Origin of the sequence: Chitinophaga pinensis DSM 2588, assembly GCF_000024005.1 — a bacterium.
In the GTDB taxonomy this organism is placed as follows: Bacteria; Bacteroidota; Bacteroidia; order Chitinophagales; family Chitinophagaceae; genus Chitinophaga; species Chitinophaga pinensis.
Genome location: NC_013132.1, coordinates 3,548,451 through 3,565,498 on the forward strand (window position 1 = coordinate 3,548,451; position 17,048 = coordinate 3,565,498).

A 17,048-nucleotide genomic window follows, 5' to 3' on the forward strand; every position below is an offset into this window, starting at 1 on the left:
CCAGATTTCTCATGTGTTTTTTACTGCTTCTTTTCAAGTAACGGGCATATCAGCGCTAAAGTCCAGTCTTACCTTCATTTCCTCCAGTACATTGAAAATAATCGGGCAGGTGCCATAATGCATCATCATGGAAAATAGCCTGTTGGTGAATTGTGGCAGGTGCAGTCCGGGGAACTCCCGGCAACCTGCAAACCGGTGCTCATAGATCGTACACATGCTATTTTCGAGGAAATGACAAGGGATCCGGTTAATCACCATCATGCTGTTATTAACCCCCGTTTCTATATAACTGTCTATTACATCCGCTTCCGTCCGGCTGAGGTGTGCCGCCAGCCGGGTGACTTCATCAGGTTCCACATTAATCATGAGAGAACGGCAGCAGTTACCACAGGCCGTACAATCGACCTGAGGTGTAACAAGTGCATCGAGTTCCTGCACAAGTTGATCTATATCATCAGCTGGCTGAGATTTTAAATACGCTTTAAACGACTGATTTTCAGCTTCCTTTTGCTGTGCGATGGCCGCAATTTCGGCGAGATTTGCATTCATTTTCAAGCTGTAAAGATAGGATATATCCCGGTCTCACTTCAAAAAACCTATGATCAGCCGGGCTATTGCCTGTGGCTGTTCCGCTAATAAAAAGTGACCGCTGTCCTCGATTTCTTCCAGCCGGACCTCAGCAGTAGCTTTGGTAAGGAAGGATTTTAGCATCTGATAGATGTTGCTGCAGGCGATCCCCATAACAGGGCTGCTGATTGTATGATAAGTTTTCATGTCCTGTATATCCTGGGTAAATGCCTGATACCATGCATTGGAAGACCGGATCGCCTCCGGACTGTCATACGCCTGGCTATAAACCGCCCTGTCAAAATCCGTAAGGTGATGCGGATGCTGTAGCATGGTGTTGAAAATCCAGTCAATGACAAGATGCATCCTGTCTGCCAACAGCGCTTCCGGCAGTTCTTTTACCTGATTGAATGCCAGCCACCAGGGGTATGTATAATTCAAACCCGGTATAGGTAGCATAGGCAACTGATACATCGAATCATCAGGATGCGGTGTATCCAGCATCATTAACTTACCGGTAGCTTCCGGATAGTTGGCCGCGAAACTAAAGGCTACATGGGCGCCAATATCATGACCACAGATATGCACCTTCTCATAATGCAATAACTGTATCAGGTCATATATATCCTTGCTCATATTCTTTTTGTCATAACCTGCTGACGGTTTATCTGAGCCGCCCATCCCTCTCAGGTCCACTACTATCACATTATAATGCAAAGCGAGCAAGGGCATTACTTTATGATAAGCCCACCATGTTTCCGGCCATCCGGGAATTAAAATCAAAGGTTCTCCTTTACCACCCTGTACATAATGCAAGCTGACACCATTCACCACTGCATATTTATTCTCAAAACCTGGAAGGTTCTGAAGCAATTCCTGATCCGAATACATCCGATTATCTTTTATTAAATCAATTGTCGGATCAAACTTAAATAATACTTTTGGTACTGAAAACTATACAGTATACTTCATAGTTCATATATTTTTTTTAATGAGATTAATTAACCAGCTGTCAAAGGAAACAGGTATCCCGATTGGTACCATCCGCTTTTACGAGAAATCAGGTCTTATTAACGGGGAGACGAAGCCTGAAGTAAAAACCAACAAGTATGTGTATTATGGCGATGATGTTATCGACAAACTGCGGTTTATACAAATGGCGAAAGCCGTAGGATTTACGTTGGGTGAGATTAAAGAAGTGGTTGATGCATGGTACCTGAAAAAGATCAGTAAAAAAGCGCAGCTTGAAGTGTTGAATAAGAAGTTGGTGCAGATTGATGAGAAGATACAGGAGTTGAATGAAATGAAAAAGCAGATAGCTGTTTGTAAGGACAATATAGAGAAGCGTTAGTATTTACCTGCCCACAATTTCCTTCCTATGCTTAATTCCCCATTCTGTCAGGTTATTAATAATTGTCTGCAAGGTTTTACCATGTTCCGTAAGTTCATACAGCACCGTTACAGGTTGCGTATCCAGAACGATCCGCCTGATCAGTTTATTAACCTCCAGTTCCTTTAATTCCTTACTCAGCATTTTGTTTGATATACCGTCTACATCATTCAAAACGTCGGAGAATCGTCTTTGTTTATAATAACAGATGGATGAAATGATAGGAATTTTCCATTTCCCGTTCAGTACATCCATTGAATCCTGCACCGCCATCATTTCTCTTTTGTGTTCTTCTCCTTGAGCATTCCTGCACTCCATAAAGGCTAATTTACTATTTCCAGGTTACTATTTGTTACAAAGTTACTAAAGTAAATGAAAACATGCTATTTGAGAGTTCATTGATAGAGTGTTTCAAATTTATCCTTCCACTCTTCATGCCAGTCGAGAAAAGCTAAAAGCGGACCAGACAGACTCCGGCCAAATTCGGTCAGTGAATATTCCACCCTGGGCGGTACTTCAGGATATACCTTTCGTTCTACCAGCTTTAAACTGATCAGTTTTTTGAGTGATTCATTCAGCATTTTATGGGAGATACCATTGATCTGCTGTAACAATTCGCTGTTCCGTTTGGTATCCTGCATGAGTGATACCACGACTAACAGGTTCCATTTATTGGCGAATATCGAGCAGCAGTCGTAGAGTATACTATGCTTATAGGCATCTGGCCCTGCGGATATTTTTTCCTGCAGGGCTGTAAATCTTTCAAATTTTTTTTTGTCGTCATCCATTGTCAGGCTCATTTCTAACTACAAAGTGCTTAGGGGACGGAGGCGTTCCCTCTTTTCACAACCTAATATTAGTTCTAATTTAGCGACCATACTACAATAAGCCAATGAAAATTTTGATGTTTGGTCGTGGGGTTATCTCCGCGCAATATGCTTATGTCCTGGAAAAAGCAGGACATACCGTTGAATTTTATGTAAGACCAGGGAAGAAAGCAGCGGCGATTCCTTTGGATATCTATGACAGGGGAAAACATATTCAGACCACCTGGCGGGTGACCATGCGGGAGGATTTACCACCGGATCATGATTATGACCTGATCGTTGTAAGTGTACAACACTATCAATTTAAGAATGTAGCTGCATTCTTATCAGGTAAAGCAGGCAATGCAACAATACTCATTTTCAATAACTTCTGGAACGATCCCATGACGGAAGCAGCCGCATTACCCAAAGACCAGCTGGCCTGGGGCTTCCCTATGGCAGCAGGTGGTGTTGATCAGCGGGGGGTGTTGAAAGGGGCATTGTTTGGTCGTGTTCACTTTGGCACCTTTGGTACAGCACCTACAGCACGGGAAATTGCCGTTCGCCAGCTGTTTAAATCAAGCGGATTTAAGATCCTGGAACACAAGGATTTTAAAACATGGTTATCCATTCACTTCCTGGTGAATGCCGGTTTACTTTCACAAGCGCTGCGTGCAGGTTCTTTAGGACTGTTGTTATCCTCAAAGGAGCATGGTCAGCAGGTGGTACTGAATGTGCGGGAATTGTTTCCTGTATTACAACAGCGGGGTATAAAGGTACAGGGGGAAGCAGCGCTTTTCAAACTACCACCATCGCTGGTAAGTTTATTAATGAGAACAGTGATGAAGTTAAATCCTGCTTTTAGACATTCATTGCTGAATCATTCCAATCCGGAAGAAGTGAAGTCTTTTTGCCGGGATGTATTAGCAGAAGCAAAAAGCAAGGGCATTGCTGTACCCAGACTGGAATCAGTAGCCAGCTATCTGTAATTACATATCAGGTATAATACAGGTCCTGTTGGAAGGACAACAATATGGAATAATCCCTGTCTCGCATCTATATTAAAAACACTATGCGAACGGGGATTATTATTTCACTACTATTACTGTTGTCCTCATGTTTTCGTAAACCTATACCTGTCAGTTATTTTAACACAGGGACGTTTATCCTGGAAGACACTGTCTTCACTGCTAATGAATATTTAAAGTCTCTGGAAGATGATTCATATCCTATATTTTACATTGGCCCTACGACAGATACTATCCGTACCGGCAAACGTTATTGGTTGCGCCGGGAGAAGAGATTCAGAGAACATCCACCGTACTGTGTTTATAAGTTATCAGGCGCTAATGTAGCTATTCAGGTAGATACGCTGTCGGCTGTATGCCAACCGGTAGAGTACCTGAATGAGGATCGGGTTATTGACCGTTATTGTGACTCTAACCGTTACTATCATGCATCCGTGGTGCTTATACGTAATATTTCAGATACGGCTGTTTCAATGGGAATAAGTTTTAGTGTTTCAACAGTACATCGCGAAATGCTGAATAGCCGGGGACAATGGGTAAAAGTGACAGAGAAACTAGGTGAAGGCTGGTTTTGTGGTACAGGACAACCTCACATTTATCTGATGCCGGGAGAGTTAATTGTATCCAAGATCAGTCATTTTACCGGAGCGCATCGGGTATCCTGCCGGCTGGCCCTGGGGAGGAGTTATGATACATCTCAGGTATATTCTAATACGTTTACTGAATGTATAGATGACAGTTTACTACGTGTAGTAGAAGAAAACATAGCTATAAAAAGGCGGTAAAATGTAGTTGTTCAAATAATTCAAAGAAGGAGTCCCCGGGTACGCTTATATATCAGCTTGTTGAACCAATATTCTTTTTGCAATAGGCATTTACCCGGAATGATTTATTGCGGAATAGCGAAGTAGTGAAAAAGAATTAAAGACTTGAATGTTTTTTTATATATTAGAGGCCGTATATAACCTATATTTCATCGTTGACTTCATTCGCAGCGGCTCCCAAAACCATAGTCGTTGTATTTACAGCTCAAATTAACATTGGATTTTATGTCAGAACTAAGATCTTTATTCGTTAAACTCAAGATTAAAAAAGAAAACCTCGAACGCTTTTTTGAAGCGGAACTTACAACTCCCGAAGTAGATGCAGACTGGACATCGTGGTGGGATAGCCGTGAGATGTACTCCAAATCTCCGCTTAAAGAAATTCCGATGGAATCAGAAGATACAAATGGCGAAGTGTTTGAATCTTTTATAGATACAGACGAAACACTCAGCCTGGAAAAACACGAAGAGGGCGTATACTACTTTGCCAGCGGAATGTTTGGGGAGAATTACTACGAGTTACTACCTATGCTGGCTGTATTGAAAAGCGCCGCATTATATATGGAGGCTGGAGACGAGGGTGAGGCGTTCGTGTATGATTATTTCTGGGGAGGTAAGGATGTGCTGGCACATCTGATATTGAAACCAGGTAAGGCATTACTGAAGAATACGAAGAAAACGGCTAAAATTAATAAAGAGTTAGTCGCCGAGGCAGGCAAAATGATGCAGGAAGCGCTGAAAAAAATGACCGGAAAATAAGAGGGTGTATTTAACGCTGTTCTGCAATGCCTGTCTGCCGTAAAAGCTGTATGGTATTCTCTACAGTACTTCTGCATTTTACAGCATATTGTAATAAGGTTTGATCGTCTTTATTCCGCAACGCAATGATATCCTGTTTGTAATGTTTCAGGAAGGGTATCAGCAGGTCCTGCTCATTTCTTCTTACCAGGTCAAAGATCGTCTCCGGCGTCTCTGAGAGGATCTTTTTTAACAGCCAGTGAGGCCGATGGGAGAAGAAGGTTCTGACATGCTTTCTGATCTTCTTATCACTGGTGAAAGCATTCAACAGGTATTTGACGATAACCGGATTTATTCTTTCCCGTGCAATGTCCAGATATGGCTGTAGTTCTTCCCGCTCATATGGTATCAGCATGGTCAGTAATCTGTAATTAGCGAGTGCTACCTGGGCAAAAGCACGGGCGCTTAACCATTCATCAGTGATTGAAAATGGTGTCCATCCAAGGCTCATTATCCGCAGTAATGTTTTCTCCTGGAGATCTTCTACATCAGGAGATGAGCGGAGCATACGTCTGAAAAGATGATAGGGCTCGTTGTATTCTCCGTGTTCGGAAATCAACGGATCTTGCCTTTGCGCGAGCCAGGGAAATATACGATAGCAGAAGCCGTATTGTTCAATCGTGAGTTTGGCAAACTCCCAGTTTACCCCAATGGCAAGATATGCGCATACCTGTTCAATGGAGGTAATACCGCCATTGCCTACATATGCTTTTTGATGTTCCATGTCTGCATCAGCGATAATGGTTGTTCTGACAATATCTGCTGCCAGGTCCAGTTCTTCCTCTCCATTGATCCGGTAGATGTCTTTAATGAACATCGCGAGGTTATAGCCGTCCAGTTCATGTGTACTCATTAACCTGGCGGAAGCTCCTTGTTTTACAAGTGCCCTGAGTGAATTGCGGTATTCCAGTAAAGGAGGGGCAGTTGGGTTGTATATCGTCCTGATAAGATATTCAATGTCTGTGCAGAACCGGTTGTCCAGCTCTTCGGCTTCCGCTTCACTAAGGGTTGCTCTGACTAAATTCCAGTCTGCTTTTTCTTTTTCAAGCGAAGCCCGTTCTGTATTGAGTTCTTTCTGTAGTGTAATATAGGTGGAAATAGGAAACTCCGGTTCCATAGTCTAAAGCGGTTGTTGAGGCTTATTGTGTAAGATATATTCTTGCACGAAGATACACGTTTTTTCAGACGGCTATGGGGTATATGTGGAGGAAAAGGATAGGGGCGTCTCCTCATAGGAAGGCGCCCCTTGGTTGGCTGGTTATTGAATAAATACCTTTGTTGATCGTCCTGATGTTTATTTGATCAGCGTGGATAGCTTTTCCGTTAGCCCTTCGCCGCGCAGGTCACGCGCAATGATCACGCCATTAGGGTCGATCAGAAAGTTTTGTGGCACTGAGTTTACACCGTAAAGTACAGCTACATCGTTTTTCCATCCTTTCATATCACAAACCTGGATCCAGGGCAGGCCGTCTTTCTTGACAGCAGCTTCCCAGGCGCCCTTGTTTTCGTCCAGAGATACCCCGACAACTTCAAAGTTTTTGTTTTTAAGCTGTTCGTAGGCCTTCACCAGATTAGGGCTTTCCGCGCGACAAGGACCGCACCAACTAGCCCAGAAGTCAACCAGTACATATTTGCCTCTGAGTGATGACAACGTAAATGGTGTGCCGTTCAGGTCGTTTTGTGTGAAATCAGTCACTTTTACGCCTGCCTGTCCTTTTTTGCTTGCTGTTAATTTTTCCAGTGTGCGTATACCAAGCGGAGAAGACTGTAATGCAGGGGAAAATTTCTGAAATATCGGCTCTACCTCTGCCGGGTTGAATTTACTGCCAAGAACATTGTAATGATACACATAAAGGCCCATAAAGGAATTAGGATGTGATTCGGCGAACCTGGCATTGAGCAGTTTGATCTGGGCGATAGCGTTTGTGACACTGTCTGATGCTTTCTTCCATGCGTCATCCTTAGGTTTGCCGCGGAATTCATCGTTTAACCTTATAATGAGTCGGGTGTATGGTTGTATAGATGCTTCGAGGTCTCGGTTTTGTTTGTCAGCTATTGAACCTTCGATCTGCGCGTTCCTGATAGAATCTGTTCCCTTTAAAGTGATTTTTGAATTTTCAAGAAAGAACGAAATATAGTCGTTAGATGCTTCTGCACCTTTTGCGCCATCGCGGATGATTGATACGATCGCCTGTTTGGGTTCTTCCACTTTGCCTTTGAACTGGAAAACGCCATTTTTAATGATCGCTGAATCCTGGTTTCTGAAAGCACCGTTCTGAACGGTGAGCAGCATTGCCTTTGCCGGAACTTTTAACTGTCCGACTTTACCGGTGATGGTATACCCTTTCTGTGCAAGCACGGTTAGTGGTAAACAGCAGATAGCGATTGAAAATATGAGTAAGCTAAATGGTTTCACGTTTAACATTATTAGTGTGTTTATAATATCTGGGCCAATTTCTTTTCGAGATCATCGCCACGAAGATTCCTGGCAACAATCTTTCCATCCGGTGCAATCAGGAAGTTTGCCGGAATAGCATTTACCCCATAGTCAATTGCGGCTTTGCTTTTAAAGCCTTGCAGATCTGAGACCTGTGTCCATGGCATACCATCCTTTGCCACGGCGTGCAGCCAGGCTTTTCTGCCATCTTCATCATCCAGCGATACGCCCAGAATCGTAAAATTCTTGTCTTTGAACTTGTTATAGGCTTTCAGCAGATTCGGATTCTCTGCACGGCATGGTTTACACCAGGACGCCCAGAAATCCACCAGTACATATCGTCCGCGGAAGTCTGATAACTTAACAGGTTTTCCTGTCGTATCGTTTTGAATAAAATCCATAGCGACCACACCTGTATTGGTCTTTTTACCTATTTCAATCATGGATGCCAGTTTCTTTCCTGAATAAGATTCTCTCAGCTTAGCCGGGAAACGTGCAAATCTTGCTTCCGCAGTATCCGGGTTGAAATCATAACCCAGTTCCATTTCCTTGAATACACGTAATGCAATAAAGGAGTTCAGGTGACTGCTGATGAATGCGCGGTTCACACTGTCATAGCCGGCCTGGGATGCACGCATAGGAGGTGCAAGTGTTTTTGTCAGCGCCGTATCTTTTCGCTGTTCAGGTGTCCAGCTGTTGTAAACACGCATAATGGAGTCTGCCACTTTCCGATAGGGTCTTTGCAGCAGACGAAGTGATGCTTGGTCGTCATTGGTTTTTGAACCTTTGACAGTTGCTTTCCAGAGTGAATCCGGCGAGGTGATTGTGATCTTCGAATTTTCCAGGTAGAATGTGATTTCGTCACCTCCGGTAGTTTGTTTTGCATCTTGTTCTTTCAGGTAGATCATGGCTTCTGACGGACTACTCACCTTGCCTTTGAAACTGAATTGTCCTTTTTGCAGCATTACCGAATCTTTAACTGATTTGCCTTCCTCGTAATAATTCAGGAAAACCATTGACGGCACGTCTTTCGGAGCTATTTTTCCCTGAACAGAGAAACTGTTTTGTGCTTTGAGTCCCAATGGAAGCAGGCACATCGTTCCTAATATTAATCTGATTGTTTTCATTTGTTATTGATTTATTTTTCCTTTAAGGTACCAGGGATATATCACTGATGAATATGGCGGAATAAACGCCTGCATATTTAACGGACGCTAATGATGTAAAACGTAGATATCTGGCTTTGGTTGTTCCTATGTTGATCGCCTGCGTATTATTATTAATGTCACCGGCAAATGTTCCTTTGTCCACCCATGTGTTCCCATCCATGCTGGTTTCAATCTGCATAGAAGTTGGATAGCCACCCTGAGCAGGGTAGTTCAGTAAGGTTGGGACCGAATAACTCACAGTGGAAAAAGTAATATCCCTGTTAAAATTAATACTTATCCATTGTGGCATAGATTGCGTAATGTTACTGGTCCAGTAAGTGCCTGTTTTGTTGTCATCTATCACATTCGGGGCTACAAAAGAGCCGAAAATCGAGGACACTCCGGCGATTGTCCAACCTGTCTTGCTGATAACCAGGGGGGCGCCTGTCTTAAATACGTAATACAATACTTCCGTTTTGGCGGGTCCTTCCAGTTTTCCGTCTACTGACTGAATCACAATGGGCAGTACATAAGTAGTGTATTCGGTCAGCTTGGTTTGCATGACTATATTTAACTGCGTTGGCTCAGAAGTGGATGAACCGGCTGTTAAACGGGTCTGTGATTTATAAAAAAGATAAGAATTAGATGGAAGCGCTAATGCGGCTCCGTATTTCAGGCGGTACGCACTCATCTTGGATGTGTCCACTGCAAAATTCACCCAATGATCAGTAGAAGAGGGGGAGCCTGATAAAATCGCCTTGAAATTGACGGTGATAATAGAGTCAGCCTGAATAGACAGCGGCATCACCACGGTATCTTCTCCTGCCTTTAAATCGAAAGCAACGCTGTTATCTGGTAATGCTTCAATGCCTTTTTCTTTAGAGCAGGCAGCTAATAGCATTGTCAGCCAGCATAATATGATGATATAAGATTTAGACATAAATGTAAATATTATGGGTTTTGTGGCATTCCCGGATTAAAACTTAAAACCTGAGTTGGTATTTGCAGCGTATATCGGCTGCTATGCGGAGGTAGTGTGGCAATGACATTCCCGTTGGCATCGTACCTGGTCACTGTTCCCATCCTGTTTTCTTTATCCAGTCTTCGCATGTCGAACCAGCGCAATCCTGAAAATGCCAATTCATGGTTCCTTTCCAGCAGGACTTCCTCCAGTACTTCGTCTTTATCGGAAGATTGAAAAGGCACATAGCTCGATGCGGCAAATCTGTTTTTACGTATGTCATCCAGTTGCTGCAAGGCAACTGACAGCTCTCCATTTCGGGCAGCGTTTTCAGCAATAATGAGTTTCATCTCCTGTATCGACGTACCAGTATTAACATATTGTAGAGATGGCGTAACCTGCAGGGGAATAAATGAAGTTGCTCCCCGGGTTGTATATTGATAATTGTCCAGACTGTAGTACATCCGGGTCACCCGCAGGTCGTTGCCGGCAAAAGAGCGCATAAAATCTAAAGCTGCGGGGAAGTTGCCAAGAACAAATCTGCCATATATAACGTCAGGACGGACGCCTACCTGGTCCGACGTAGGAAGCGGCCCATTCAGGTTGATCATTGTTGCCTGCGTATTATTCAGCGCAAGTTCTGCATTCTTGCTGGCCTCAGTATAGTTACGTGCATAGAAGTAGATCCTGGCCAATAAACTGTATGCTGCTGCACGGGAACCACGCAGTCGGTTCATGCTGTTATTTACCGGCAAATCAGCAAGGGCTTCGTTGGTATCATCAATGATATGTTTGTAGATTTCGTCAACCGTACTTCTCCCTGGTACTGTTTGTGTGACATCATTGGATGTTACAAACGGAACTGCAAGATCTTTACCAGCCGTCATTGAGTCATAAGGATTTCCATATTCATTTACCAGGTAAAAGTATTCCAGCGATCTGCCAAGCAGTGCTTCCGCTCTCAATGCTCTCCTTTGGCTTCCTGTTCCGTTGGTCGCCATATCAATGCCTAAAACAACAGTATTGTAGTGGTTAATGTGTGCATAATGCTCACCCCACAAAACCGGCGCACTAACAACGTCTGATGTAAACTGTAGTGACCAGGTATACAGGAGTTCCTGTGGCGTAGTTGGGGGTGTCGCTGCGTTTACGAAATCGACATTATCAGTCATGAAGTTGGTGTACCCGAAAGGAGCCCCGAAACTATTGGCAAGTGATGGAGCGTTCAACCACTGGTCATAATCGTTCACTGTAGATAAAAGGGTTTTGCCTTTCGGTTGAATATCCAGGTACTTGTCACAGCCGGTGAATACCGAACAACCCAGTATGAGAAAAAGTAAGGTATAACTATAACGGTGCATTAGTTTTCTTATTAGAAGTTGGTGAAAATTGTCAGATAATATGTCGGCGTGATGTAGGATTTCTGGAAACTGCCTGCCGCCGCGCTGTAATTGTATTTATTAAAACCCTTTGTCCATAAATTAGACCCCTGTAGTTTCACTTCGAAGTGCGTAAATCCAATATTTTTTACGAATGGCTGATTATCCAGGCTATATGACAGCGTAAGGTCGCCTAATGTGATATAATCGCCGTTGACAACATATTTATCTGAATATCTGTATACAAAGCTGGGATTACCGCTGTTATAAGTAGCGAGGTTTGGTATATCTGTGTGGTTTTCATCCCCCGGATTTTTCCAGTAGTTGCCAGACCCTGCAAGTGGTCGGAGAACGGAAGGATCAGGCACCGGAACGCGTACTTTAAACCCGCCGTAGTAATTGACCATTGCAAAAACATAGAACCTGCCAATGTCGAACCGGTTACTCAGACCAGCGTTAATCGTTGGGATAGAAGAGCCGGCATAACGCGTTACGCCTGATGTGTCATTGGAAAGAAGACTGGTAAGCATGAGGCCCTGTGGCGTGTTATTTGAGCTGTTATCAACCTCATAGACTTTACCTTTTCCATTTGTTATCAGTGGAAAACCGGCACTGCTTAAACCAGCGTCACGATAGGAGAACATCGCACCTACCGGATAGCCTTTCACATATCCTAATGAATTTAACGTCTGTGGATTATAAGCAACCCGCTGGTAAACATCCACTACTTTGCTGGTATTTCTTGCAATAACAAATCCCGTATTCCAGTTAAAATTTTTACGGGCGATCCAGTCTGCATTCAGCCTGAGCTCAATACCCCTGTTATTAATAGAAGCATTGTTGATAATGGAAGGACTAATACCTATCGTAGGGTCTATCAACGAATTACCAAGCAGGTCGGTGCTCTTCTTGATATAATAGTTGATGGTTCCATCGATATGTGTAAATATGCGGTAGTCCATTCCGAAGTTAATATTCTTTGTCTGCTCCCATCTCAGGCTGCTGTTGGCATAGGATAGTAATTCAAGGGCAGTGCTTCTTGGAGTTGTGTAAGGAGTCAGCGTATATCCTGCGATAACCTGTGGCAGGGAGAGTTTCGCGACGTTACCATTAAAACCATAAGATGCACGGAATGTCAGCTGATTTACCCAATCAAGTTGTTGCATAAAGCGTTCTTTCTCGACATTCCATCGCGCTCCGATGGACCATAGCGGCTTATATTTATATTTAGGATTAGTGCCGAAAAGATTGGATTGATCAATCCTGATACTTCCGCTGAGTGAATACATATCCCTGTACGAATAAACGATATTGGAGAAGCCCGACAGGTACCTGTCCTCATTGTATTGCTGGCCAAAAAGTGAATTATAGCGGTTAGCAAGAGGCGAGCTTGTCAGGAAAGTACCTCTTATTGATCCGTCAGTGATGCCTACATAATTCACTGGTTGCTGTAGTAATGTTTCATCGCTATACCCGAAGTAAGAAGCCAGATTACTTTTTGAAACAACGTTCCGCAACTCTCCGCCCAGGATAGCATTAAACGAATGATCAGAAGCTATTTTTTTGTTATAAGAGAGACTCGCCCTGGCTGTATAGCTGAAGAAATTATCTGCTTCCTGTCTCAGGTAACCACCCTTGGGAATGTTATAATTAAGTGTACCATCTGTATTGACAGTGACGTATTGAGCGACATACTCCCTTGCTTCAGAAGAGAATTCTGATGCATAATGACGGGTGTCAGTATTTGAGTTCTCATAAATACCGCCGAATAACAATCCGAAGCCTTTACCGATATTATAATTAAAGTTGGCGGTAATTTTATTATTGACGGTTTTGACTTTATCACTGATCTGCTCTACATCAACCAATGGATAATAAAGAATGTCCTGCAAACCCTTGCCCATCAGTGAATTATTCAGATAAGGATTTACCTGAGATACTCTGGTTGAATAAAGTGGATTACCATTAACGTCCCGCAGCGCTTCAAAAGGGGAGAGGCTTTCAAGGCCGGGTACGGGAGCACTATTATTCCTTAACTCTGCATAGTCAGTCGTTAAATCCAGCGTTAATTTTGGCGATAATTTCAGCGTAGTCCTTGCAGAGAGTAACCAGTTATTATCATCATTATTACGTGGAGACAGGCGGTTGCGTGTATAATTTGCTTTAATATAATACAGCGCTCTTTCATTACCACCTGAAGTACTTAAAGTATAGGTCTGGGTGACAGCTGAGCGCAATAGTAATTTACTGTATTCATTCTTATTATCGTATTGCTGTAATGCTGCATACGAGGACGCAAATTGTTCCGGTGTTATAACCTTTGCAGCAGCCTGGGCAAGCAGGTAGTACACCGGCGTGTGTGGTACAATAGCACTGCTCCCGATCGTTGATAACAATGGCCAGGTAGTTGCATTGACGCTACCGGTATTAATACTTCGTTCATAGTCCGTAACAATGGCAGAGGCATCATCTGCGTACCTGTACCGGTTATAGTTTTCTTTAGGGGTGATATTGGAGGTAAGCCGGAGTTCGAATCTTGGTTTCCCGACAAGCGCCTGTTTACGTTCAATAACGATCACACCGTTAGAAGCCCTCACCCCATAAATGGTAGCAGCTGCTGCATCTGAGAGTATAGTTACACTTTTGATTTCATTGGGATCGATCATATTCAGGCTCAGCTCCGTTGGGTAGCCGTCCACCACGATCAACGGAGTTTGATTAGCTGACATGGTGGATATACCACGAATATTGAACAGACTCCTTGAGTTTGATCCTGTTGCACCTGGTGTTGTACTGGTAAAGGAGACGCTGTTATTGATCATCAGACCCGGTAAACGGTTGACCAGACCATCCAGGAAGTTGGTGCTAACTCTCGATTCATAGGCTTTTGTACTAATCTGGGCAACTGCGCCTGTGCTTTGTTCAGGCTTGATGCGCTGGTAACCTGTATTCACTGTTACTTCTACTTCTTTAAGATTCTTGGTCGCAATTTCCAGTGCTATCGTACCCATGTTTTTGGCTACAGGCAGCTCTTTGTATGTATAGCCGGCAGCGCTGATGATAATAGCCCCGTTCTCGTCAACATTATTTAATACGAAAAAGCCGTTTGGCGCAGTTCTCACACCTTGTGTGGAACCTTTAATAAGGACGATCGCACCCGAAATTGGCTGCCCGGACGCCGCGTCTACAACGGTGCCTTTGATTTCAATGAGTGCCCGCATATTATAAGAACCAGCCGGTGCCACCTGTTTTGCCTTCGGTGTAACGACCACTGATTTGTCTTCAATGCTGAAATCAAAAGGCTGATCGGCAAAAACTGCCTTAAGAACGACGTTCAGCTCCGTGTTTTTTACGTCAATGTTCACTGGTTTAGCGGCCCTGAGCAAAGAAGTGGTGTATAAGAAATCATAGCCCGTTTGCTTACTGATTTTGTTAAAAACTTCACCAAGCGGTGTGTTCTTTTCTTTTAGCGTGATTTTCTGAGCAAAGGCTGACGCACTGACTTGTATCGTAAATACAATCATGAGAAGTGCAGTTAACTTCATAGTCAATAGCATTTTAGCCATACAGCCGGGCGGCTGCATGGGAATCTTAGCGTGAAGTTTGTACATTTGTATAGTATGGATTTAGGCGTCGCACCTTTGCATTGTCCAGATGATCCGGGTGCTTCGCGGTTTAAATAGTTTAAAGACTATTGAAAATATCCATTCATTAAGTCATTCCGGTCTCGAACCCCGGAATGGCTTTTCAGAAACTGATAGCGTGATAGCATAGCGCTACTGCGTCACAACTACTTTCTTTCCTTCAATCTGAAAATGAACGGCCTTTGTTTTTTCGAGCATCTTTAATGCCTGGCTGATATTCTTGTACCGGGATATTTTTCCATTAAACCCTTCTTCCGGCACCGGACCTTTGAAGGTGACTTCTATGTCATACCAGCGCGAGAGCTTGCGCATGATACTGCCGATCTTTTCATCATTGAACCGGAATTCACCGTTTTTCCACGCAACGGCTTCTTCCAGGTCTGCTTTTGTAACATTCAGGCCATTGCTGTTCAAAACGGCCTGTTCTCCTGGTTGTATGATTTTGGTATTATTCGATCCGGTTACTTTCACCGAACCTTCCAGCAAAGTGGTTTTGATATCTGTCTCGTCCAGATATGCATTTACATTAAAATGTGTGCCCAATACTTCTACGACCTGCTGTGAAGTAAGGACCCGGAAAGGCTTAGCCGCATTATGCGCAATTTCGAAGTAAACCTCGCCGGTGATCTCGACTTTTCGTTCTGTTCCGTTAAAGCTTGTCGGGTATTTAATAGATGAACCGGCGTTCAACCATACCTCACTTCCGTCTGCCAGGCTAAGATGGTATTGGCCCCCCAATGGTGTGGTCACTGTATTGTAAATAATTGAAGCAGATACCGGTGTATGCTTGTCCGCCGGTTCATAAGCGAGATTCCCGTCTGATGTTTTGGTGATGTTAGTATTTCCCTGGACAGCCAACGGACCATTTCCTGCATCATTCAGCGAGATTTGCTGACCATTCGACAAGGTCAGTGTCGCTTTATTACTGCCTGGAGATACGTCCTGATTGATGACCTTTGCGGCTTGTTTTACTTCACCCTGCCTGATATAATAATAACTGCCGATACTCAGGCAAAGGAGTATTGATGCCGCTGCTGCCAGGCGCGGCCATTTTATAGTTTGTTTTGTACGGATATTTCCTTTTTGGGCAATAAGACTATAAAGTCGCTGCTCCATTGCTGTCTGCGATTCATCCGAGTTTATTTCCAGAGAGTTGTCAAAATTATTGTACCACTTTTCGAATTCCTCCCGTTCTTCTGCTGTTATAGTGCCCTCCTGCCATTTTTGGGCGAGAAGGTTAATCCGATCTGGGTTGTTTGGTTGATTCATATCGGCTCCTTTTTTATATAGCCAATTAGAATGAACGATACCCTACCTTAATTTTAAGAAATTATTAAAAAAAGTGAAAATTATAGTTGCATCGTCCTATAGAGCAGGGGAAATTAATGTTTCATGCCTGACAATAACAGCAATACAATGGTAAAACGGGATCCGAAACGGGACCTGAGCACTTTCAGTGCAGTAGTGATATGTTTTTCGACGGCCTTTTCTGAAATATGAAGGGCTTCTGCAATTTTCTTATTCGTCAGGTTGCCTTCCCGGCTCATTCTGAAGATCAGCTGACATTTGGGAGGAAGCGTATTAATCGTTGTTTCCAGTTCCTTACGGAGCGTTTCCAGGTCGAAACGGACATCTACAGGAAGCTGCTGTACCGGGGTTTCTTTTGCAAAGGCATCATTTCTTTGCTGTTCCCTGGACCTTTTTGCCAGTCGGTTGATGACCTCAAATTTGACGGCCACAGCAAAATAATGTTCAAAATTGACTTTCAGCTCAAACTTTTCCCTACGCCGCCAGAGATTCAGGAAGATATCCTGAACGGTTTCTTCTGCTTCATTGATATCTCCCAGACGTTTGCCTGCGATGACAAGCAATTTGTCCCAATACGTCTGATAGACCACTTTAAAAGCAGCTTCGTCGCCGGTCTTCAACAGGTCGGCCAACTCCGGATCCGTGAGCTTCTTATAATACGTCATCTTGTCCCGAACAATATAATAATTAAATTTAACAGTAACTTTCAAATGAAAGTGTCATGAACGAAAGTCCCCCTATAATGCCATCATGCGTGT

The 17,048-nt window shown here is 43.5% G+C and carries 16 protein-coding genes; 4 read left to right on the forward strand and 12 right to left on the reverse strand.

Going from position 1 to position 17,048, the window contains the following annotated elements; all coding sequences use genetic code 11:
* Positions 1-33: 33 nt before the first annotated feature.
* Positions 34-549: a YkgJ family cysteine cluster protein gene (locus CPIN_RS14305; protein WP_012790523.1), complete on the reverse strand. Its 516-nt coding sequence runs from the start codon at positions 547-549 to the stop codon at positions 34-36.
* Between the two features lie 33 nt (positions 550-582).
* Positions 583-1,458, reverse strand: coding sequence for an alpha/beta fold hydrolase (locus CPIN_RS14310; RefSeq protein ID WP_012790524.1), 876 nt, complete (start codon positions 1,456-1,458; stop codon positions 583-585).
* 100 nt (positions 1,459-1,558) lie between these two features.
* On the opposite strand from CPIN_RS14310, the gene CPIN_RS14315 reads away from it, so the two are divergent.
* Positions 1,559-1,918 carry a MerR family transcriptional regulator gene (locus CPIN_RS14315; RefSeq protein ID WP_012790525.1) on the forward strand — a complete coding sequence of 120 codons (360 nt, stop codon included), beginning with the start codon at positions 1,559-1,561 and terminating at the stop codon, positions 1,916-1,918.
* A 3-nt stretch (positions 1,919-1,921) separates the two neighbouring features.
* Here CPIN_RS14315 and CPIN_RS14320 read toward each other — a convergent pair whose 3' ends face one another.
* Together CPIN_RS14320 and CPIN_RS14325 are read right to left on the reverse strand one after the other, a co-directional pair.
* Entirely contained in the window at positions 1,922-2,275 is a 354-nt protein-coding gene (locus tag CPIN_RS14320; RefSeq protein WP_012790526.1) for a winged helix-turn-helix transcriptional regulator, read from the reverse strand.
* A gap of 77 nt (positions 2,276-2,352) precedes the next feature.
* Entirely contained in the window at positions 2,353-2,745 is a 393-nt protein-coding gene (locus CPIN_RS14325) for a winged helix-turn-helix transcriptional regulator (RefSeq protein WP_012790527.1), read from the reverse strand.
* A 104-nt stretch (positions 2,746-2,849) separates the two neighbouring features.
* On the opposite strand from CPIN_RS14325, the gene CPIN_RS14330 reads away from it, so the two are divergent.
* The 3 genes from CPIN_RS14330 (at position 2,850) to CPIN_RS14340 (ending at position 5,374) form a co-directional block, all read left to right on the forward strand.
* Complete coding sequence (locus CPIN_RS14330) at positions 2,850-3,752, forward strand: ketopantoate reductase family protein (protein WP_044218684.1); 903 nt, start codon at positions 2,850-2,852, stop codon at positions 3,750-3,752.
* A gap of 83 nt (positions 3,753-3,835) precedes the next feature.
* The gene (locus tag CPIN_RS14335; protein WP_012790529.1) at positions 3,836-4,576 is read left to right on the forward strand and encodes a hypothetical protein; all 741 of its coding nucleotides are present in this window, start codon (positions 3,836-3,838) and stop codon (positions 4,574-4,576) included.
* 264 nt (positions 4,577-4,840) lie between these two features.
* Positions 4,841-5,374 (forward strand): hypothetical protein, encoded by a 534-nt coding sequence (locus tag CPIN_RS14340; protein WP_012790530.1) that lies wholly within the window; start codon positions 4,841-4,843, stop codon positions 5,372-5,374.
* 10 nt (positions 5,375-5,384) lie between these two features.
* Here CPIN_RS14340 and CPIN_RS14345 read toward each other — a convergent pair whose 3' ends face one another.
* The 8 genes from CPIN_RS14345 to CPIN_RS14380 form a co-directional block, all read right to left on the reverse strand.
* A complete protein-coding gene (locus CPIN_RS14345; protein WP_012790531.1) occupies positions 5,385-6,530 on the reverse strand; it encodes a hypothetical protein in 1,146 nt (381 codons plus the stop codon).
* Positions 6,531-6,707: 177 nt separating this feature from the next.
* Positions 6,708-7,838, reverse strand: a complete 1,131-nt coding sequence (locus tag CPIN_RS14350) for a TlpA disulfide reductase family protein (protein WP_012790532.1) — start codon at positions 7,836-7,838, stop codon at positions 6,708-6,710.
* An 11-nt stretch (positions 7,839-7,849) separates the two neighbouring features.
* Positions 7,850-8,977 carry a TlpA disulfide reductase family protein gene (locus CPIN_RS14355; protein WP_012790533.1) on the reverse strand — a complete coding sequence of 376 codons (1,128 nt, stop codon included), beginning with the start codon at positions 8,975-8,977 and terminating at the stop codon, positions 7,850-7,852.
* A 22-nt stretch (positions 8,978-8,999) separates the two neighbouring features.
* Positions 9,000-9,938, reverse strand: a complete 939-nt coding sequence (locus tag CPIN_RS14360) for a discoidin domain-containing protein (RefSeq protein WP_012790534.1) — start codon at positions 9,936-9,938, stop codon at positions 9,000-9,002.
* Positions 9,939-9,949: 11 nt separating this feature from the next.
* Entirely contained in the window at positions 9,950-11,320 is a 1,371-nt protein-coding gene (locus CPIN_RS14365) for a RagB/SusD family nutrient uptake outer membrane protein (RefSeq protein ID WP_012790535.1), read from the reverse strand.
* An 11-nt stretch (positions 11,321-11,331) separates the two neighbouring features.
* The gene (locus tag CPIN_RS14370; protein WP_222838205.1) at positions 11,332-14,883 is read right to left on the reverse strand and encodes a SusC/RagA family TonB-linked outer membrane protein; all 3,552 of its coding nucleotides are present in this window, start codon (positions 14,881-14,883) and stop codon (positions 11,332-11,334) included.
* 231 nt (positions 14,884-15,114) lie between these two features.
* The gene (locus CPIN_RS14375; RefSeq protein WP_012790537.1) at positions 15,115-16,251 is read right to left on the reverse strand and encodes a FecR family protein; all 1,137 of its coding nucleotides are present in this window, start codon (positions 16,249-16,251) and stop codon (positions 15,115-15,117) included.
* A gap of 113 nt (positions 16,252-16,364) precedes the next feature.
* Positions 16,365-16,955 (reverse strand): RNA polymerase sigma factor, encoded by a 591-nt coding sequence (locus CPIN_RS14380; protein WP_012790538.1) that lies wholly within the window; start codon positions 16,953-16,955, stop codon positions 16,365-16,367.
* Positions 16,956-17,048 lie beyond the last annotated feature (93 nt).

What these genes read in the sequence shown, in the direction of transcription:
- CPIN_RS14305 (WP_012790523.1), bottom strand. Translation starts at nt 549, where the DNA reads ATGAATGCAAATCTCGCCGAAATTGCGGCCATCGCACAGCAAAAGGAA.
- CPIN_RS14310 (WP_012790524.1), bottom strand. Translation starts at nt 1,458, where the DNA reads ATGTATTCGGATCAGGAATTGCTTCAGAACCTTCCAGGTTTTGAGAAT.
- CPIN_RS14315 (WP_012790525.1), top strand. Translation starts at nt 1,559, where the DNA reads ATGAGATTAATTAACCAGCTGTCAAAGGAAACAGGTATCCCGATTGGT.
- CPIN_RS14320 (WP_012790526.1), bottom strand. Translation starts at nt 2,275, where the DNA reads ATGGAGTGCAGGAATGCTCAAGGAGAAGAACACAAAAGAGAAATGATG.
- CPIN_RS14325 (WP_012790527.1), bottom strand. Translation starts at nt 2,745, where the DNA reads ATGGATGACGACAAAAAAAAATTTGAAAGATTTACAGCCCTGCAGGAA.
- CPIN_RS14330 (WP_044218684.1), top strand. Translation starts at nt 2,850, where the DNA reads ATGAAAATTTTGATGTTTGGTCGTGGGGTTATCTCCGCGCAATATGCT.
- CPIN_RS14335 (WP_012790529.1), top strand. Translation starts at nt 3,836, where the DNA reads ATGCGAACGGGGATTATTATTTCACTACTATTACTGTTGTCCTCATGT.
- CPIN_RS14340 (WP_012790530.1), top strand. Translation starts at nt 4,841, where the DNA reads ATGTCAGAACTAAGATCTTTATTCGTTAAACTCAAGATTAAAAAAGAA.
- CPIN_RS14345 (WP_012790531.1), bottom strand. Translation starts at nt 6,530, where the DNA reads ATGGAACCGGAGTTTCCTATTTCCACCTATATTACACTACAGAAAGAA.
- CPIN_RS14350 (WP_012790532.1), bottom strand. Translation starts at nt 7,838, where the DNA reads ATGTTAAACGTGAAACCATTTAGCTTACTCATATTTTCAATCGCTATC.
- CPIN_RS14355 (WP_012790533.1), bottom strand. Translation starts at nt 8,977, where the DNA reads ATGAAAACAATCAGATTAATATTAGGAACGATGTGCCTGCTTCCATTG.
- CPIN_RS14360 (WP_012790534.1), bottom strand. Translation starts at nt 9,938, where the DNA reads ATGTCTAAATCTTATATCATCATATTATGCTGGCTGACAATGCTATTA.
- CPIN_RS14365 (WP_012790535.1), bottom strand. Translation starts at nt 11,320, where the DNA reads ATGCACCGTTATAGTTATACCTTACTTTTTCTCATACTGGGTTGTTCG.
- CPIN_RS14370 (WP_222838205.1), bottom strand. Translation starts at nt 14,883, where the DNA reads ATGAAGTTAACTGCACTTCTCATGATTGTATTTACGATACAAGTCAGT.
- CPIN_RS14375 (WP_012790537.1), bottom strand. Translation starts at nt 16,251, where the DNA reads ATGAATCAACCAAACAACCCAGATCGGATTAACCTTCTCGCCCAAAAA.
- CPIN_RS14380 (WP_012790538.1), bottom strand. Translation starts at nt 16,955, where the DNA reads ATGACGTATTATAAGAAGCTCACGGATCCGGAGTTGGCCGACCTGTTG.